16 protein-coding genes are annotated in these 16,115 nt (G+C 72.2%); 5 read left to right on the forward strand and 11 right to left on the reverse strand.

Annotation, left to right across the window (positions count from 1 at the left end):
- Window positions 1-53: 53 nt before the first annotated feature.
- Entirely contained in the window at window positions 54-1,001 is a 948-nt protein-coding gene (locus tag ACFQSB_RS09615; RefSeq protein ID WP_380825717.1) for a hypothetical protein, read from the reverse strand.
- 190 nt (window positions 1,002-1,191) lie between these two features.
- Here ACFQSB_RS09615 and ACFQSB_RS09620 point away from each other — a divergent pair, with 190 nt between their 5' ends.
- On the forward strand, window positions 1,192-1,788 hold the full coding sequence (locus ACFQSB_RS09620) for a GtrA family protein (protein WP_380825719.1): 597 nt from the start codon (window positions 1,192-1,194) through the stop codon (window positions 1,786-1,788).
- Here the strand turns inward: ACFQSB_RS09620 and ACFQSB_RS09625 are convergent.
- The 9 genes from ACFQSB_RS09625 to ACFQSB_RS09665 form a co-directional block, all read right to left on the reverse strand.
- The gene (locus ACFQSB_RS09625) at window positions 1,772-3,043 is read right to left on the reverse strand and encodes an ATP-binding protein (protein ID WP_354837195.1); all 1,272 of its coding nucleotides are present in this window, start codon (window positions 3,041-3,043) and stop codon (window positions 1,772-1,774) included. The two genes, ACFQSB_RS09620 and ACFQSB_RS09625, sit on opposite strands and share 17 nt — an antisense overlap.
- A gap of 11 nt (window positions 3,044-3,054) precedes the next feature.
- Window positions 3,055-3,723: a response regulator transcription factor gene (locus ACFQSB_RS09630; RefSeq protein ID WP_030451323.1), complete on the reverse strand. Its 669-nt coding sequence runs from the start codon at window positions 3,721-3,723 to the stop codon at window positions 3,055-3,057.
- Between the two features lie 281 nt (window positions 3,724-4,004).
- The gene (bfr, locus tag ACFQSB_RS09635) at window positions 4,005-4,502 is read right to left on the reverse strand and encodes a bacterioferritin (protein ID WP_452568867.1); all 498 of its coding nucleotides are present in this window, start codon (window positions 4,500-4,502) and stop codon (window positions 4,005-4,007) included.
- Between the two features lie 15 nt (window positions 4,503-4,517).
- Window positions 4,518-4,733, reverse strand: coding sequence for a (2Fe-2S)-binding protein (locus ACFQSB_RS09640; protein ID WP_354837201.1), 216 nt, complete (start codon window positions 4,731-4,733; stop codon window positions 4,518-4,520).
- A 114-nt stretch (window positions 4,734-4,847) separates the two neighbouring features.
- Window positions 4,848-5,471 carry an MBL fold metallo-hydrolase gene (locus ACFQSB_RS09645; RefSeq protein ID WP_354837203.1) on the reverse strand — a complete coding sequence of 208 codons (624 nt, stop codon included), beginning with the start codon at window positions 5,469-5,471 and terminating at the stop codon, window positions 4,848-4,850.
- Between the two features lie 40 nt (window positions 5,472-5,511).
- Complete coding sequence (locus ACFQSB_RS09650; RefSeq protein WP_354923447.1) at window positions 5,512-6,597, reverse strand: S-(hydroxymethyl)mycothiol dehydrogenase; 1,086 nt, start codon at window positions 6,595-6,597, stop codon at window positions 5,512-5,514.
- A gap of 86 nt (window positions 6,598-6,683) precedes the next feature.
- Complete coding sequence (locus tag ACFQSB_RS09655; RefSeq protein WP_354923449.1) at window positions 6,684-7,691, reverse strand: adenylate/guanylate cyclase domain-containing protein; 1,008 nt, start codon at window positions 7,689-7,691, stop codon at window positions 6,684-6,686.
- 33 nt (window positions 7,692-7,724) lie between these two features.
- Entirely contained in the window at window positions 7,725-8,237 is a 513-nt protein-coding gene (locus ACFQSB_RS09660) for a PH domain-containing protein (RefSeq protein WP_354837209.1), read from the reverse strand.
- Between the two features lie 77 nt (window positions 8,238-8,314).
- Window positions 8,315-9,814: a serine hydrolase domain-containing protein gene (locus ACFQSB_RS09665; protein WP_380825721.1), complete on the reverse strand. Its 1,500-nt coding sequence runs from the start codon at window positions 9,812-9,814 to the stop codon at window positions 8,315-8,317.
- A 109-nt stretch (window positions 9,815-9,923) separates the two neighbouring features.
- On the opposite strand from ACFQSB_RS09665, the gene ACFQSB_RS09670 reads away from it, so the two are divergent.
- A complete protein-coding gene (locus ACFQSB_RS09670) occupies window positions 9,924-11,072 on the forward strand; it encodes a sensor histidine kinase (RefSeq protein ID WP_380825722.1) in 1,149 nt (382 codons plus the stop codon).
- The gene (locus ACFQSB_RS09675) at window positions 11,063-11,719 is read left to right on the forward strand and encodes a response regulator transcription factor (RefSeq protein ID WP_380825724.1); all 657 of its coding nucleotides are present in this window, start codon (window positions 11,063-11,065) and stop codon (window positions 11,717-11,719) included. The genes ACFQSB_RS09670 and ACFQSB_RS09675 overlap by 10 nt, the downstream gene beginning before the upstream one ends.
- A gap of 94 nt (window positions 11,720-11,813) precedes the next feature.
- Here the strand turns inward: ACFQSB_RS09675 and ACFQSB_RS09680 are convergent, their stop codons facing one another.
- Window positions 11,814-12,638 carry a biotin--[acetyl-CoA-carboxylase] ligase gene (locus tag ACFQSB_RS09680; protein WP_380825725.1) on the reverse strand — a complete coding sequence of 275 codons (825 nt, stop codon included), beginning with the start codon at window positions 12,636-12,638 and terminating at the stop codon, window positions 11,814-11,816.
- Window positions 12,639-12,851: 213 nt separating this feature from the next.
- Between ACFQSB_RS09680 and ACFQSB_RS09685 the strand changes: the two genes are divergently transcribed.
- Window positions 12,852-15,068, forward strand: a complete 2,217-nt coding sequence (locus ACFQSB_RS09685; protein ID WP_380825727.1) for an FdhF/YdeP family oxidoreductase — start codon at window positions 12,852-12,854, stop codon at window positions 15,066-15,068.
- Window positions 15,065-15,991, forward strand: coding sequence for a formate dehydrogenase accessory sulfurtransferase FdhD (fdhD, locus tag ACFQSB_RS09690; RefSeq protein WP_380825728.1), 927 nt, complete (start codon window positions 15,065-15,067; stop codon window positions 15,989-15,991). Before ACFQSB_RS09685 ends, fdhD begins: the two co-directional genes overlap by 4 nt.
- Window positions 15,992-16,115 lie beyond the last annotated feature (124 nt).

A 16,115-nucleotide genomic window follows, 5' to 3' on the forward strand; every position in this document is an offset into this window, starting at 1 on the left:
CTGTCGCCCGGGCCCTCGCGGCCCGGGACGGTCAGAGGCCGGTCAGGGGCCGGTCAGCGGGTGATGTCGGCGAGCCCCCGGGACATGGCGACCGTCGTCAGCTTCCCGTCTTGGGCGACCTTGGTGGCCAGCGAGACGATCTCGGTGACGTGGACGACGGCGCGGTCGCCGCCGCCGGTGAAGGCGCGCACGGCGGCGCCGCCGAACAGCGGGTGGGCGAGCTTGCGCCCGTGCGCCTTCTGCGTGTAGATGATCTTGATGGCGTGGAAGACCAGCGCGCCGCCGCCGTCCACCCCGAGCGCCCTGGTGTCGCCCGGCAGAAGCTGAACGTCGTAGCTGAGCCGGTCGGGACGCACGGTGGCCGGCTTCCTGACCAGCTCGGTCAGCAGGCTCCTGATCGGGTCGCCCGAGGCGAAGCGCACGCCGCTGAGACCGACGCGGTCGGACAGGAACGCCAGGTGCTTCTGCGGCACCAGCCTGGCGCGCAGTCCGTCCTCGGGGTCGTCGGTGGGGACGACCCGGGTGATCGCGTCGGCGTCCAGGCGGGGCGCGTTCCCGACCAGCCGCACCGGGCCGTACGCCAGCCGCCAGCGGTCCTCCTCGTAGGCGAACACGAAGTAGGACGGTTGCGGCTTGCGCGCCAGCGCGGCGAACCAGGGCCGTTCCTCGGGGCTGTCGGGCAGGAAGTACTCGACGTCGCCGTAGGAGACGGGCGCGGGAACCGGGCGGCCGTTCCGGGTGGCCTCGCAGGCACGACCGCCCAGTTCGCTCGCGGCGGAGGTGGTCAGGAACAGGACTTTGTCGCAGTCGCGCTTCCCGCGCGCTTCGTCGAGCTCTTCGAGCAGCCCGAACGCCGTCGCGGCCTCGTCTTCCACGACCGTGCGGGCCGTGGCGCCCTCGGAGGCGGGCTCCGGCGCAGGAGTCGCCTCGCCCCCGCTCCGCGCGCCGCATCCGGTCAGCAGGGCGACGCTGATGAGCACAGCGACCAGTCGGCGCAGCACGGCGGGAGCCACCTCTCCATGGCACACCTTGGCGATCTGCGGCGCAGCCTAGCGCACCACCTCGGTTACTCGCCGTGAAAGTACCGATATTTCAGTAAATAGCGGAAAGGACGCGCTTGGAGGACAAGACCCAGAGCGGCCGGCACACCGGTAACCTGAGGAGGCTCCCGGACACCTAGGAAGGACCGTTGTGCAGTTCATCCGTCGTCTGTATGACCAGTTCTCCTCGCTCCTCCGAGAGCTCGCCAAGTTCGGCATCGTCGGCGCGGTCGCCTTCATCGTCGACTGGGGTTCCACCAACCTGCTGAGATACGTGGTCGAGCTGGGCCCGCTGACCTCCAAGACCTTCGCCACGGTGCTCGCCGCCACGCTGGCCTACCTGGCCAACCGCTACTGGACCTGGCGGCACCGCGAGAAGAGCGGCCTGGCCAGGGAGTACTTCCTGTTCTTCGTGCTCAACGGCATCGGCCTGCTCATCTCGCTGCTCATCATCGGCTTCGTCGAGTACACGCTGAAGATGACCGACCCGCTGAGCTACAACATCTCCTTTTTCATCGGAACCGCGCTCGGCACGGTGTTCCGCTACTGGTCGTACAAGAAGTGGGTGTTCCTGCCGCCGGAGCTTCCCCCGGTCGACCCGCACACCGGGCTGCCCGAGGCCGGCCCGGCCGACGAGCAGCCCCCTCAGCGCGGCGCCCACCCGCTCGCGGGTCCGCAGCTCCCGCCGGTCACCGGCGCCGAGACCAGCGCCAACGGCAACAGCCCGGGCATCACGCCGGTCCGCTGACCACGCGGTGGCGGGCGGTCTCGCCGGCCGGCCGCAGGAACAGCGCGAACACCGCCGGGCGCATGCGCACCAGCTCCAGGCGGCCGCCGTCGGAGGCGGTGAGGGCGCGGGCCAGCGTCAGGCCGAGCCCGGTGCCACCGCCGCCGCTGACGTTGCGGTCGAACACGCGGGCGCGCAGGTGCTCGGGGATGCCCGGTCCCTGGTCGGCGACCTCGATCACGATGGACTTGTCCGAGCTGCCCGTCGTGATCGTCACCGCGCCGTCGCCGTGCTCCAGCGAGTTCTCCAGCAGCGTCGAGACCACCTGGCTCAGCCCTCCCTTGCTGACCAGGGCGCGCAGGTCGCGGTCGCCGGCCAGGCGGAGCGTCCTTCTGGCCCGGCGGAAGGCGGGCTCCCATTCGGTGAGCTGCTGGCGCAGCACCTCGTCCACCGGGATCGCCTCGGCCTGGGCGTGCCGCTGGCGCCGGGCTGCGGCGAGCAGCTCATCGATGACCGCGGTGAGCCGCTCGGCCTGGACGATCGCCGCCTCGCCCTCCTCACGGACGATGGCGGGCTGGTCGGCGGCGTCCACGATCTCCTCCAGCCGCATGGTCAGCCCGGTGAGCGGCGTGCGGAGCTGGTGGGAGGCGTCGGTGGCGAACTCCCGCTCGCGGCTCAGCAGGTCGGCGATGCGGGTCGCGCTGCGGTCGAGCACCTCGGCCACCCGGTCGAGTTCAGGTATGCCGTAGCGGTGCCTGCTCGGCCGGGCCTCGCCTGAGCCCAGCCGCTCCGCGATCCTCGCCAGGTCCAGGAGCGGCAGGGTGAGCCGGCGTGACTGCACGACGGCGAGCGACACGGCGACCGCCAGCGCCAGCCCGGCGAGGGCCACGATGAGCATGAGCCATCCCCGGACATTGCGCTCGACCTGGGCGCGGTCGCGCGTTATCCGAACATAGACCCCACTCTCCGAGTGGGTCTCCTCGGTCATCTGGCGGCCGGGCGGGGGCTCGGCCCCGACGATGACGGTCGGGCTGTTGCGGATGAAGATCTGGACGTACCTGCTGGGATACTGCCGCTGCAACTCGTCGGGATCGATCGGCCGATCTTCGATGCGGGCGTATTCCACCTGGCTGAGCAGCAACGTGGCCTGCGCCCGGAGCTGCTGGACCGCCTCGTCGTTGATGAGACGGGTGACCACCAGACCGAGCGGGACCCCCAGGAGCAGGACCGCTATGGCCGCGACCACCAGGGTCGAGGACAGTAACCTCCGGCGCATCTAGCTATGGGCTATTCGCGTTCGAATCGGAAGCCGACCCCACGGACCGTGGTGATGTAGCGCGGCTTGGCGGCGTCGTCCCCCAGCTTGCGCCGCAGCCACGAGATGTGCATGTCGAGAGTCTTCGTGGAACCCCACCAGTTGGTGTCCCAGACCTCCCGCATGATCTGCTCGCGCGTGACGACCTTGCCGGCGTCACGGACGAGCACGCGAAGCAGGTCGAACTCCTTGGTGGTGAGATGCAGCTCCTTGTCTCCCATCCAGGCGCGGCGCGAGTCGGCGTCGATGCGCACGCCCTGGACCACGGGGGTCTCGGACGTGCCGCGCCGCAGGAGCGCCCGCACCCGGGCGAGCAGTTCCGCAAGCCTGAACGGCTTGGTCACATAGTCATCGGCACCGGCGTCGAGCCCGACCACGGTGTCGACCTCGTCGACGCGGGCGGTCAGGATGAGCACGGGCGTGCCGTGCCCTTCGGCGCGGATGCGGCGGGCGACCTCCAGGCCGTCCATTTCCGGTAGGCCCAAATCGAGCACGATGAGGTCGACGCCCCCGGACAGAGCCCTTTCCAGGGCCTGCGGGCCATCGGGGCTCACCTCAACCTGATAGCCCTCTCGGCGCAGCGCGCGCGCCAGGGGCTCGGAGATCGAGGTGTCATCCTCGGCGAGAAGTACGCAGGTCATAAAGCGATCGTAGGACCTTAGGCGATCGTTTCCCGGGTACAGCGCGCGGTTTGACTCGTCGTTGACCCACCAATTGACCTGGGCAAAGACTCAGAAACTCGGACGACCCCGCCCGCATTGCCTTCTACCCCGATGGCCCCAGGAGTACGCTCGCGAACCGGCACGAGAAAACGGAGCGGCGCGTCGCGGCGACCCTCCGCGACCGGGTCCGGGGACACGCCGAAACGCCCCCCGGTCGCCGGCGGGCCGGCGGTCGGGGGGCGCGACACGCGGTCGTGCGATCAGGAGGCGGAGCCGCCGGGAAGGTCCACGTAGCGCTGGAGGTACAGCCCCTCACCCAGGGTCTCCAGCAGCTGCAGCTCGGTCTCGAGGTAGTCGATGTGGTGTTCCTCGTCCTTCAGGATGTCCTCGAAGAGACGCGCGGAGGTGTGGTCGCCGCGCTCGCGCATGAGCTGGATGCCCGGGCGCAGGCGCCGCACGACGTCCAGTTCGAGCTCCAGGTCGGCCGTGTGCTGCTCCAGGATGGTCTGCCCGATGTGCAGCGTGCCGAGCTTCTGGTAGTTGGGAAGGCCCTCGAGGAACAGGATGCGGTCGGTGAGCACCTCGGCGTGCCGCATCTCGTCGATCGACTCGGCTCTGGTGATGGCGGCGAGCTTGGTGTAGCCCCAGTGCTCCTGCAGCTTGGCATGCAGGAAGTACTGGTTGATGGCGGTCAGCTCGGACGTCAACTGCTCATTCAACAGAGCGATGATGTCTTTGTCCCCCTGCACGGGCAGCATCCCTTTCTATGCGTTCTATGCGGTCGCGACCAGTTCCTCCGCTCTTTTCAGCATCGCACAGATCTTCCGCACGCACGTCGCGCAGTCCCCTCCGGCGCCCGTGAGATCGCGGATCTGCCGTGCGCTCCTGGCGCCCGAGGCGATGCAGTCGTGCACCTCGTTCTCGGTCACGGCTCGGCAGATGCACACATACATGGGGGTATGCCCTTCACGTCTACGTAGGTAAGGCATACCTAAGGTAACTCACACAGGTAAGGGTTGCCTATGTGAGTTGTGCAACACCGACCGAGCCTTCACCCCGCCATGCCACGCCCCGGCGCGTACCCCCGCGTCCGGTCCGCCCGCTCAGTGCCCCCGGTCGATCCACTCCTGAAGATCGGGCGCCTCGGCGCCGATGCTGGTGGAGTCGCCGTGCCCGGTGTGCACGACCGTCTCCGGCGGCAGCGTCAGCAGCCGGTCGCGGATGGAGTCGATGATCGTGCCGAAGGACGAGTACGAGCGCCCGGTCGCCCCCGGCCCGCCGGAGAACAGCGTGTCCCCGGTGAACACGGCGCCGAGCTGCGGCGTGTACAGGCACACCGCCCCCGGGGCGTGGCCGGGGGTGTGCAGGACGTGCAGCGCCGCTCCGGCGACCTCGATCACGTCGCCGTCCTTGAGCGGCTCGTACTCGCGCTCGGCGTCGTAGACCATCTCCCACAGCACGGCGTCGGCCGGGTGCAGCAAGATCGGCGCCCCGGTCGCGTCGGCCAGCGCGCCGGCCGCGTTGATGTGGTCGTTGTGCGCGTGCGTGCACACGATGGCCTTCAGCCGCCGGTCGCCGACCGCCTGGCGGATGGCCTCGGCGTCGTGCGCGGCGTCGATCACCACGACCTCGTGGTCGTCGCCGACCAGCCACACGTTGTTGTCGACGTCCCAGCTTCCGCCGTCCAGCGTGAACGTCCCCGAGGTGACGATCTTCCCGATGGTCATCGCGGGCCCTCCTCTCGTGTCACGGCCCGCCGCGCGCGGGTCACAGGACCACCACCGAGCGCAGGACCTCGCCGCGCTGCATCTTGGCGAAGGCCTCCTCGACCTGGTCCAGTTCGATGGTCTCGGACACGAACCCGTCGAGGTTGAGCCGCCCCTGCAGATAGAGGTCGATCAGCATGGGGAAGTCGCGGCTCGGCAGGCAGTCGCCGTACCAGGAGGACTTCAGCGCCCCGCCCCGGCCGAAGACGTCCAGCAGCGGCAGGTCGAGCGTCATGTCGGGGGTCGGCACGCCGACCAGCACGACGGTGCCCGCCAGGTCGCGCGCGTAGAAGGCCTGCTTGTAGGTCTCGGGACGGCCCACCGCCTCGATGACCACATCGGCCCCGTGCCCGCCGGTCAGCTCGCGGATCGCCTCCACGGGGTCGGCGGTCGAGGAGTTCACGACGTGCGTCGCGCCGAACCCGCCCGCCAGTTCGAGCTTGCGGTCGTCCACGTCCACCGCGATGATCCTCGCGGCGCCGGCGAGCGACGAGCCGAGGATGGCCGCGTTGCCCACGCCGCCGCAGCCGATGACGGCCACCGAGTCGCCGCGCGAGACGCCGCCGGTGTTGATCGCCGCGCCGAGGCCGGCCATCACCCCGCAGCCGAGCAGGCCCGCCACCGCCGGGCGCGCGTCGGGGTCCACCTTGGTGCACTGGCCGGCGGCGACCAGGGTCTTGGCGGCGAACGCGCCGATGCCCAGGGCCGGGCTGAGCGGCGTGCCGTCGGCCAGCGTCATCCTCTGCGCGGCGTTGTGGGTGGCGAAGCAGTACCAGGGGCGGCCCCGCAGGCAGGCGCGGCAGTTGCCGCAGACCGCGCGCCAGTTGAGGATCACGTAGTCGCCGGGGGCGACGCCGGTCACGTTCGGGCCCACGGCCTCGACCACTCCGGCGGCCTCGTGCCCGAGCAGGAAGGGGAACTCGTCGTTGATGCCGCCCTCGCGGTAGTGCAGGTCGGTGTGGCACACCCCGCACGCCTGCACGTTGACGACCGCCTCGCCCGGCCCGGGGTCGGGGACGATGACGGTCTGCAGCGTCACGGCCTCGCCCTTGCCACCCGCGATCACGCCCTGGACTTCGTACGGCATGGTGCGTCTCTCCCTCTGTTGGCCTGCACAACGTATAGCGGCACGCATGTGCGTTGACAACGTCGACGGGCCCCGGGGCCGCCCGGTCAGGCCGGGCCCTCCGGGGGCCGGCGCAGCACGTAGGGCTGGATCACCCCGAGACCCCGGGCGGGCCTGCGGCGGATGCGGTGGAGCAGCAGGCCGGGGCTGCCCTCGACCGCCTCGGCGAGGCCCGCGTCGACCAGCACCGTGCAGGGCCGGGCGATCGCGGTGAGCCGCGCCGCGAGGTTCACCGTGGTGCCGAAGACGTCGCCCATGGCCGGCAGGACGGGGCCGTACGACAGCCCGATGCGGACGTCCCTGCCCTCCTCGCGGAGCACGTCCACCAGGTCCAGGGCGACGCGCGCCGCCGTCTCGGCCGTCGGCGCGGTGAACAGCACCTCGTCCCCGAGGGTCTTGACCAGCCGGGCGCCGTGGCCGGCGACCACGTCGGAGGTCTTGGCCTCGAAGTTCTCCACCAGCTCGGCCAGGCCCTGCTCGTCCAGCTCGCGCGACACCTGCGTGAACGACACCAGGTCGGCGAACCCGACGGCCATGCTGGGGCGGCCCGGCCCCGTCTCGGCGCCGACGTCGGCCATCGCGAGCAGGCGGGTGCCGGCGGCGGCGAGCTGCGCCCGCCACACGTGCACGAGCAGCGCCTCGAAGTCGGGCAGCAGCCGCCGCGTGGCCTCCACCGCGCCCGCGAGCTCCTGGTCGCCGGGCGGCTCCGCCGGGTCGAACAGCGCGCCGATCATGATCTCGGACTGCCACTGCGCGAGCCGGGCCGTGGTCTGGCCGAGCGCGCGGGCCATCCGCACGACGGTCTCCTCGTCGATCGTCTCGCCGCCGAGCATCCCGGCCACGCGGCGCAGCGCCTCCACGTCGGCGTCGGTGAAGGCAGGGGTGTCGTCGGCGGGCGTGGCGAACCCGAGAGCCCGCCAGATGCGCCGGGCCAGCTCCGGGGGAACGCCGGCCAGGCTCGCCACCTCGCCGCGGGTGTGGCGGGGCGCCGAGCCCACGAACAGCCGTTCGATCTCCTCGGCGGTGGGACGGCGCACGGTGTCGGTCTCAGCCACCTTCAGGAGGTTACGCCACCTTCGGGGCATGTCTCACCGGCCGTCGATGTCCCCGTCGGAGGCGTCCTCCACCAGCCGGAACAGCTCCGACCGGACGGCCTGGATCTTGGGGATGTCCCTGAGGTTGATCTCCCCCTTGTCGGAGGCCGACTCCACCACCAGCGTGCCGCAGCCGAGCATCCGCTCGATGAAGGTCTGGTCGGAGCTCACGCTGTTGACCTTGGTCAGCGGGATGTCGTCGTCGGACTTGCTGAGGATGCCGGTGCTGATGTTGAAGCGGTGGGTGGTCAGCGTGTAGGAGGTCGTCTTCCACCGCAGGTAGGGGATGAACGACCAGAGGGTGAGCGCGACCACCGAGACGACGGCGACCGCGATCCACGCGTACCTGGCGTACTCGTAATCGGTAGGAATCAGGAGAAAAGCCGCGCTGGACGCGGCGACGACGAGCAGCAGCGCCATGAACGGCAGGACAAGGCGCTTCCAGTGCGGGTGGAACGAGTGGACGACCCGCTCCCCCGTCGTCAGATGATGTTCAGGGAGACCCATAGGGCAAATCGTGACACGCCCAGCGGCCCGGCACCTGCGAACGCCGCCCTCGGCGCGGCGGGTCCCATGCCGGGCTTTTACCGCCGCCGTGCGCCCATGGCGCCGAGGAGCCGCGCGACCACCACCGCCGTGCAGGCCACCGCGGCCACGACCAGCCAGAGCATGAACGTCGGGTAGAGGTACCACAGCTGGATCCACGCGATGTCGCGCCCCCGGGAGAGCACGCGGAACACCGGGACCATCCCCGCGCACAGCGCGAGCGGCGCCAGATAGGGCACCAGGCGCGACCGCTGCCATCCGGTACGCCGCGCGGCCCAGCGCCGGGACCGGGCCACACCGCGAGCGGCCAGACCGGCGGTGGCCAGGGTCAGCGACAGCAGAACGACGTCGATGAGGAGGTAGGGCAGCGCGGAGGGCACCTCGGGCTCGGCGCCCTCGATCAGGGCGACCAGACCGTCCGTGATCGCGTGGGCGTCCCCGAAGGCCGTACCGGTGTTGGCCATGACCGCGACGCCGTACCCGGACCCCGGCATGCGCAGCTGGTCCGCCGTCGAGGTGAACAGGTCGCCGCCGTGCCCGATGAAGGGGGTGCCGCGCCCGGTCGTGCCGAGCTCCCAGCCCAGGGCGTACCGGGCATGCCGCTCCGATGCCGCGCGCAGCTCCCGGGCACTCCGCTCGGACGGCACGCCGCGGTTCTGCGCGATCAGCCATCGGGCCATGTCGGCGGCCGTGGACAGGACGCCGCCCGAGCCGCCGCCGAACCCGGCCGGCTCGGGCACGGCGAGGGGACGGCCCAGGACGTACAGGTGGCCGCGCGCGCTGCCGGGCAGGTCGCGCTCGGTGTCGACGGTGCCGCTGTGGCGCATGCCGAGCGGTGTGAACACGTGCGCGCGGAGGTAGTGCGCGAACGGCTCGCCGCCGACCACCTCGACCAGCCGCGCGGCGACCTGGAAGTTGGTGTTGTGGTAGCTGAACGCCGTCCCCGGCGCGGCGGCGAGCCGGGCCATCCTGAGCCGCGCCACGGCGCCTTGGAGCGTCGCGGGCAGCGGAAGGCTCCGCTCGTGGAAGGCGGAGTCGGCCATGCCCGAGGTGTGGTCGAGCAGCTGCCGGACGGTGATCCGCGCCGCCCGGGGGTCCGCCATGGTGAACTCGGGCAGGTGGTCGCGCACCGGCCCGTCCAGGTCCACCTCGCCCTTCTCCACCAGTTGCATGACCGCGAGCGAGGTGAACGACTTGCTGACCGAGGCGACGGCCATCGGCGTGTCCGCCGTGACGCGCTCGCCGGTCGCGGTCCGGCCGTACCCGGCGACGTGCACGACCTGGCCTCCCTTGACGACCGCGACCGCGACCCCCGGCAACCCCGTCGCCTCCCGGTACCGGGCGACGAACGCATCGACGGCGGCGGGCGTGACGCCGGGCGGGGCGCCCGCCGTGACGGCGCCCCCCGAGGACGAGACGGAGGCGAGCGGAGCGCGTGCGGATGACGGGAGGGACGCCGGGAACCCGGCGGACGCCGGCAGTGGGAGGGACAGGGGCAGCAGGGCGACGCAGAGCGCCGCGAAGGCGTTTCGGACCACCCGACGACGCTAGGGAGCCGCCCCCGCCTCCGACATCACGGAAACCCGTGGCGTCTTTTACGGGAAACCACCATGCCCCTGGCGCCCGCGAGGTGCCTAGACTGCCGCCGTGTCCGGCAACCGCATCGCGCGCACCACCGTCGGCGTGCTCGCGGGCGTGGTCCTCGGCTGGGTGGAGCTGGTGTTCCTCTGCGCGGCCTGGCCGGCCCGCCTGGTCCCCGCCGCGCGTCCGGTCACGGACCGCGGCCTGGCATGGCTGGTGGCCTTGGAGCGCGCCCGGCTGGCGGCCTGGCTCGACCACCCCGTCCCGCCGACCGGCGGCGGCTACGGCTTCGTCGCGGCCCGCGCCGCGCTGGGCGTCCTCGGCGGGTACGGCTGCGCCGCCGGGCTGTTCCTGGGCGGGCTGCTGCTGTGCGGCGGGCTGTGGGAGCTGGCCTCCGGCGGGGCCGAGGACGTTCCGCTGCGCATGCCGGGGGTGCGGGTGACCACCAACAGCGGTGTGCTCGGACTGACCTGCGCGGGGGGCGTGCTGACCCTGGTCGCCCTCGGCGTCCTCGCCGTGGGGGCGGGCGAGCGGCGGCTGGCCGACCGCTTCCTCGGGCCCGGCGGCGCGGAGTCGATGCGCAGGCGCATCGCCGAGCTCACCCATACCCGCTCGGGCATCGTCCGGGCGGTGGACGACGAGCGCCGCCGCATCGAGCGCGACCTGCACGACGGAGTGCAGCAGCGGGTGGTGGCCCTGGCGATGCTGCTCGGCCGGGCCCGGCACACCACCGACCCGGCCCGCGCCGACGACCTGGTCGCCCAGGCGTACGGGGAGTCGCGCCGGCTGCTGGACGAACTGCGCGAGGTGGCGTGGCGCATCTACCCCGCCGCGCTGGACGAGCTCGGCCTGCGGACCGCGCTGGCGAACCTCGCCGATCGCTCGGGCATCCCGGTCACCCTGCGCTACGAGCTGTCGGAGCGGCCGGCGTCGGAGGTCGAGACCGCCCTGTACTTCGTGGCCCGCGAGGCGATCACCAACGCGGTCAAGCACGCGGAGGCGCGGGACATCCTGGTCGAGCTGACCGAGGACCAGCGGGCGGTGACCGTGACGATCTCGGACGACGGCGCGGGCGGCGCCGATCCCGCCGGCGGCGGGCTGGCGGGGCTGGCCAGGCGCGTCCTGGCGCTGGACGGCGCGATGAGCGTGCACAGCCCCGAGGGCGGGCCGACCCGGGTCAGCGCGACCATGCCGAAGGGCGTGCCGTGCGGCTGATCCTCGCCGACGACTCGGTGCTGCTCCGCGAGGGCCTCGCCCGCCTGCTGGAGGACGCCGGGCACGAGGTCGTCGCCGCCGTCGGGGACGCCCCGGCGCTGCTCGACGCCGTCGAGCGGCACCGCCCGGACGTCGCGGTGGTCGACGTGCGCATGCCGCCGACGCACACCGGGGAAGGGCTGCGGGCGGCGCTGGAGATCCGGCGGCGCCGGCCCGAGGTCGGCGTGCTCGTCCTGTCCCAGTATGTGGAGCGGACCTACGCCACCCGGCTCCTCGCGGGCGACACCGCGGGGCTGGGCTACCTGCTCAAGGACCGCGTGTCGGAGGTGGCCGGCTTCCTGGACGGGCTGGAGCGGGTGCGGGCGGGCGGCACCGTGCTCGACCCGGAGGTGGTCCGCCGTCTGCTCGCCCACACCACCCGCGCCGACACCCTGAGCAGCCTGAGCCCGCGGGAGACCGAGGTACTGCGGCACCTGGCGCAGGGCCACGTCAACACGGCGATCGCCGGACGCCTGCACGTGTCGCTCAGCACCGTCGAGAAGCACATCAACGCGATCATGGACAAGCTCGGGCTCCCCCGCGACCCGGAGTACAACCGCAGGGTGCTGGCCATCCTGCGCTACCTCGGCGACGACCCCGGCGGCTGACCGCCCACGCCGGCGCACCCCGCACGCGCCCGGCGGACGGCACGCGCGCCGGGCCGGGCGGCGAGAGGACGGTCGCGGCGCGCCGCAGGAGGCGTCAGGACTTGGCGGAGCGGACGTGGACCACGTCGCCGACGCTGAGGGCGTGGTCGGCGCCGTCCGCGCGCACGATCAGGTGCCCCGAGGCGTCCACGCCGGTGGCCAGGCCCTCCAGCACGCTCCCGCCGGGCAGATCGACCCGTACCTGCCGGCCGATCGTGGCGCTCGCCGCGGCGTACGCGGCCCGCAGCCCGCTGGCGTCGGCGTCGCCGCCGGCCGCGATCCAGTCGCGGTAGTGCGTCTCGATCTCGCGCAGCACCGCCCTGATCAGCGGGTCACGGTCGGCGCACTCGGCGTTCTCGATGGTCAGCGAGGTGGCGGTGAGGACGGGCAGCTCCTCGGGCCGCAGCGAGACGTTGAGGCCCATGCCGACGACGACGGCGTCCTCCACCCGCTCGGCCAGGATGCCCGCGAGCTTGCGCTCGCCGACGAGCAGGTCGTTCGGCCACTTCAGCCGGACGTCCACGCCGGCGAGGCGGCGCACGGCCGAGGCGGCGGCCAGCCCCACCAGCAGCGTCACCCACCCTTGCCTGGCCGGGGACACCGCGGGCCGGAGCAGCACCGAGAAGGTCAGGCCCGCGCGCGGCGGCGCCGTCCACACCCGGCCGAGGCGCCCGCGCCCGGCCTCCTGCAGTTCGGCGATCAGCACGGCGCCCTCACCGGCCCCGCGGCCGGCCTCCTGGGCCAGGTCGGCGTTGGTGGAGCCGGTGCGGTCGACGACGGCGAGCCGCGACCACAGGCTTCCGGGGCGGACGACCGCCTTGGTCAGCGCGGCCTGCGACAGCGGCGGCCGCTCGAGATCGGTGTACGGCGAGTCAAGCACCCCTCCATCCTCCTCCCTTCCTCCGCGTCGCGCCTCCCCGCCCACGGGACGACGGGCCGACAGTGGGTAGTGCGGTCATCACCGGGAGGCGGCGGAACGGGCCGCCGGCCGCCCGTGAACCGCGCCCGGTTCGTCAGATCCGGCAAATGGGTGATGCTATGAACTAGCCGCGCGAACGGCCGGCAGCAGGGACGAGAAACGGGTGAACGTCCGGTGAGCAAGCGTCTGGACCCTCGAAACTGGGCGAGCTGGAAGCCCTTCGGCATCGGCGAGCGCAAACCCAACAACTATCTGGAGCTGTGGAAGGCCTTCCGGTCGGTCAAGGGCAACCGGCGCTACGCCTGGCGCATCCTCACCCAGGGCACCTGCGACGGGTGCGCCCTGGGCACCCGGGGCATGCGCGACTGGACGATGGACGAGATCCACCTGTGCAACATCCGGCTGCGCCTGCTCCAGTTGAACACCATGCCGCCGCTGGACACCGCCCGGCTGGCCGAGGTCGCGGGGCTGTCCTCGATGCGCAGCGCGGAACTGCGCGACCTCGGCCGCCTGCCCCACCCGATGCTGCGCCGCCGGGGCGAGCCCGGCTTCACCCGGGTGAGCTGGGACGAGGCGCTGGACCTGGCGGCCTCGCACCTGCACCCCGGCGCGCGGCTCGGGGCGTACCTGACCAGCCGGGGCGTGCCCAACGAGAACTACTTCGCCGCCCAGAAGGCCGTGCGGGCGCTCGGCACCAACTCCATCGACAACGCGGCGCGCATCTGCCACTCGCCCTCGACGGTGGCACTCAAGCAGACCATCGGCGCCGCCGCGACCACCTGCTCCTACACCGACTGGATCGGCTCGGACCTGATCGTCTTCATCGGGTCCAACCCCTCCAACAACCAGCCGGTCGCCATGAAGTACCTGTACCACGCGAAGAAGGCCGGCACCCGCGTCGCGATGGTCAACTCCTACCGCGAGCCCGGCATGGAGCGCTACTGGGTGCCCTCCAACGCCGAGTCGGCGATGTTCGGCACCAAGATCACCGACGACTTCTTCGGAGTGAACGTCGGCGGCGACATCGGCTTCCTCAACGGCGTGCTCAAGCACCTGGTGGAGAACGACTGGCTGGACAAGGCGTTCATCGAGGCGCACACCGCCGGCTTCGACGACGCCCTGCGGGCCGTCGCCGGCCAGTCGTGGGAGTCGCTGGAGGCGCTCAGCGGCGCGACGCGCGAGCAGATGTACGAGCTGGCCAAACTGCTCGGCGAGGCGAGGTCGGCGGTGCTGGTGTGGTCGATGGGCATCACCCAGCACTCCTACGGCGAGGAGAACGTCCGCTCCATCGTCAACCTGGCGCTGGCCAGGGGCTTCGTGGGGCGGGACCACTGCGGGCTGATGCCGATCCGCGGGCACAGCGGCGTCCAGGGCGGCGCCGAGATGGGCGCCTATGCCACCGGCCTGCCCGGCGGCCTGCCGATCACCCCGGAGAACGCCGGCCTGTTCGCCGGGAAGTGGGGCTTCGAGGTGCCCGCCACGCCGGGGCTCACCGCGACCGACATGATCGACGCGGCGCACGCGCGCGAGCTGGACGTCCTGGTCTCCTCCGGCGGCAACTTCCTGGAGGTGCTGCCCGACCCGGCCTACTGCCGCGAGGCGCTGGGCCGCCTGCCGCTGCGCGTCCACATCGACATCGTGCTGTCCAGCCAGATGCTGGCCGAATCCGAGGGCGACGTGCTGCTGCTGCCGGCGCAGACGCGGTACGAGATGACGGGCGGGGTCACCGAGACCTCGACCGAGCGCCGTGTCATCTTCTCCCCCGAGGTCCGGGGGCCGCGGGTCGGCGAGGCGTGGCCCGAGTGGAAGATCTTCACCGAGCTGGCCGCCCGCGCCCGTCCCGAGCTCGCCGGCCTGGTCCGCTACCCGGGCGGCACGCCGCAGATCCGCCGGGAGATCGAGGACGCCGTGCCGTTCTACGCCGGCATCGCGAAGCTGGCCGCGTTCGGGGACAACGTGCAGTACGGCGGGCGGCACCTGTGCCCCGACGGCCGGTTCCCCACCACCGACGGTCTCGGCCGCTTCTCCGCCGTCGCCCTGCCCGAGCTGGAACGCCCCGACGGGTCGTTCATGGTTGCCACGCGGCGCGGCAAGCAGTTCAACAGCATGGTCCACGAGCGCCGCGACGGCTTCAACGGCGCCACCCGCGAGGCCGTCCTGATCAGCCCGTACGACGCCGACCGGCTCGGCCTGCCCGACGGCGCCGAGGTCGAGCTGCGCGGCGCCGCCGGGCGGTTCACCGGCCGGGTGCTGCGCGCGCCGCTGACGCCGGGCAACCTGCAGATCCACTGGCCGGAGGGCAACGTCCTGCTGGACGCCGCCCGCCGCTCCCCCGACGCCCGCATCCCCGACTACAACGCCGTGGTCACGCTCACGAAGACCGCGCCATGACCACCGGCGAGCTGCCGGAGCGGCGGGTGGCCGGCGCCCTCGGCCACCCGCGCCCCGGGCCGACCAGCAGGGTGCGGGTGCGCGAGGTCTCCGGCACGGCCGTGCGCGACCGCCGCGACGACCTGGCGACCGAGGAGCCGCTGGAGATCCGCATCGCCGCGGGCGGCGACACCCGCACGCTGGCGATCACCATGCGGACGCCGGGGGCGGACTTCGAGCTGGCGGCCGGGTTCCTGTCCGGCGAGGGCATCGCGGGGCCGGACGACATCGCCTCGATCGCCTACTGCACCGACGAGGACCTGCCGCCGGAGGCGCGCTACAACACCGTCACCGTGCACCTGCGCGGCCGCGTCCTGCCCGAGCACCCCTCCATGCAACGGCACTTCCTGACCTCCAGCGCCTGCGGCGTCTGCGGCACCGCCAGCCTCGACGCCCTTCACACCCGCCACGCCGCCCTCGGCCGGCCCTCCGTCGACCACACCTGCGATCGTGGGCACACGCTGCCGCCCGTACCCGCACAGGTCCTGTACGAACTGCCCGGACGGCTGCGGCAGGCGCAGGGGATCTTCGGCAAGACCGGCGGCCTGCACGCCGCGGGCCTGTTCACGGCCGACGGGTCGCTGCTCGCCGTGCGCGAGGACGTCGGCCGGCACAACGCCGTGGACAAGCTGGTGGGCTGGGCGCTGCTGTCCGGCCGCCTGCCGCTCGCGGGCAACCTCCTGCTCGTCAGCGGCAGGACCAGCTACGAGATCATGCAGAAGGCCCTGGCCGCCGGCCTGCCCATGGTGTGCGGCGTCTCGGCCCCGTCCTCCCTGGCCGTCGACCTGGCCAGAGACTTCGGCATGACCCTCATCGGCTTCCTCAGAAACGAACGCTTCAACATCTACGCAGGCCCCGACCGCGTCAGCACCCATCCTGAATGACCCAACAGCCACCACACCTCCCGGCGATGCCGTGGCCACGCCGTTGAGCACAGCCTCCCGCCATACACACTAGGTCACCGAACTTTTACGTTGTGCACTCGGATGACGTGCCGCAGAGCTATCT

Origin of the sequence: Sphaerisporangium rhizosphaerae (assembly GCF_042665155.1) — a bacterium.
Classification (GTDB): domain Bacteria; phylum Actinomycetota; class Actinomycetes; order Streptosporangiales; family Streptosporangiaceae; genus Sphaerisporangium; species Sphaerisporangium rhizosphaerae.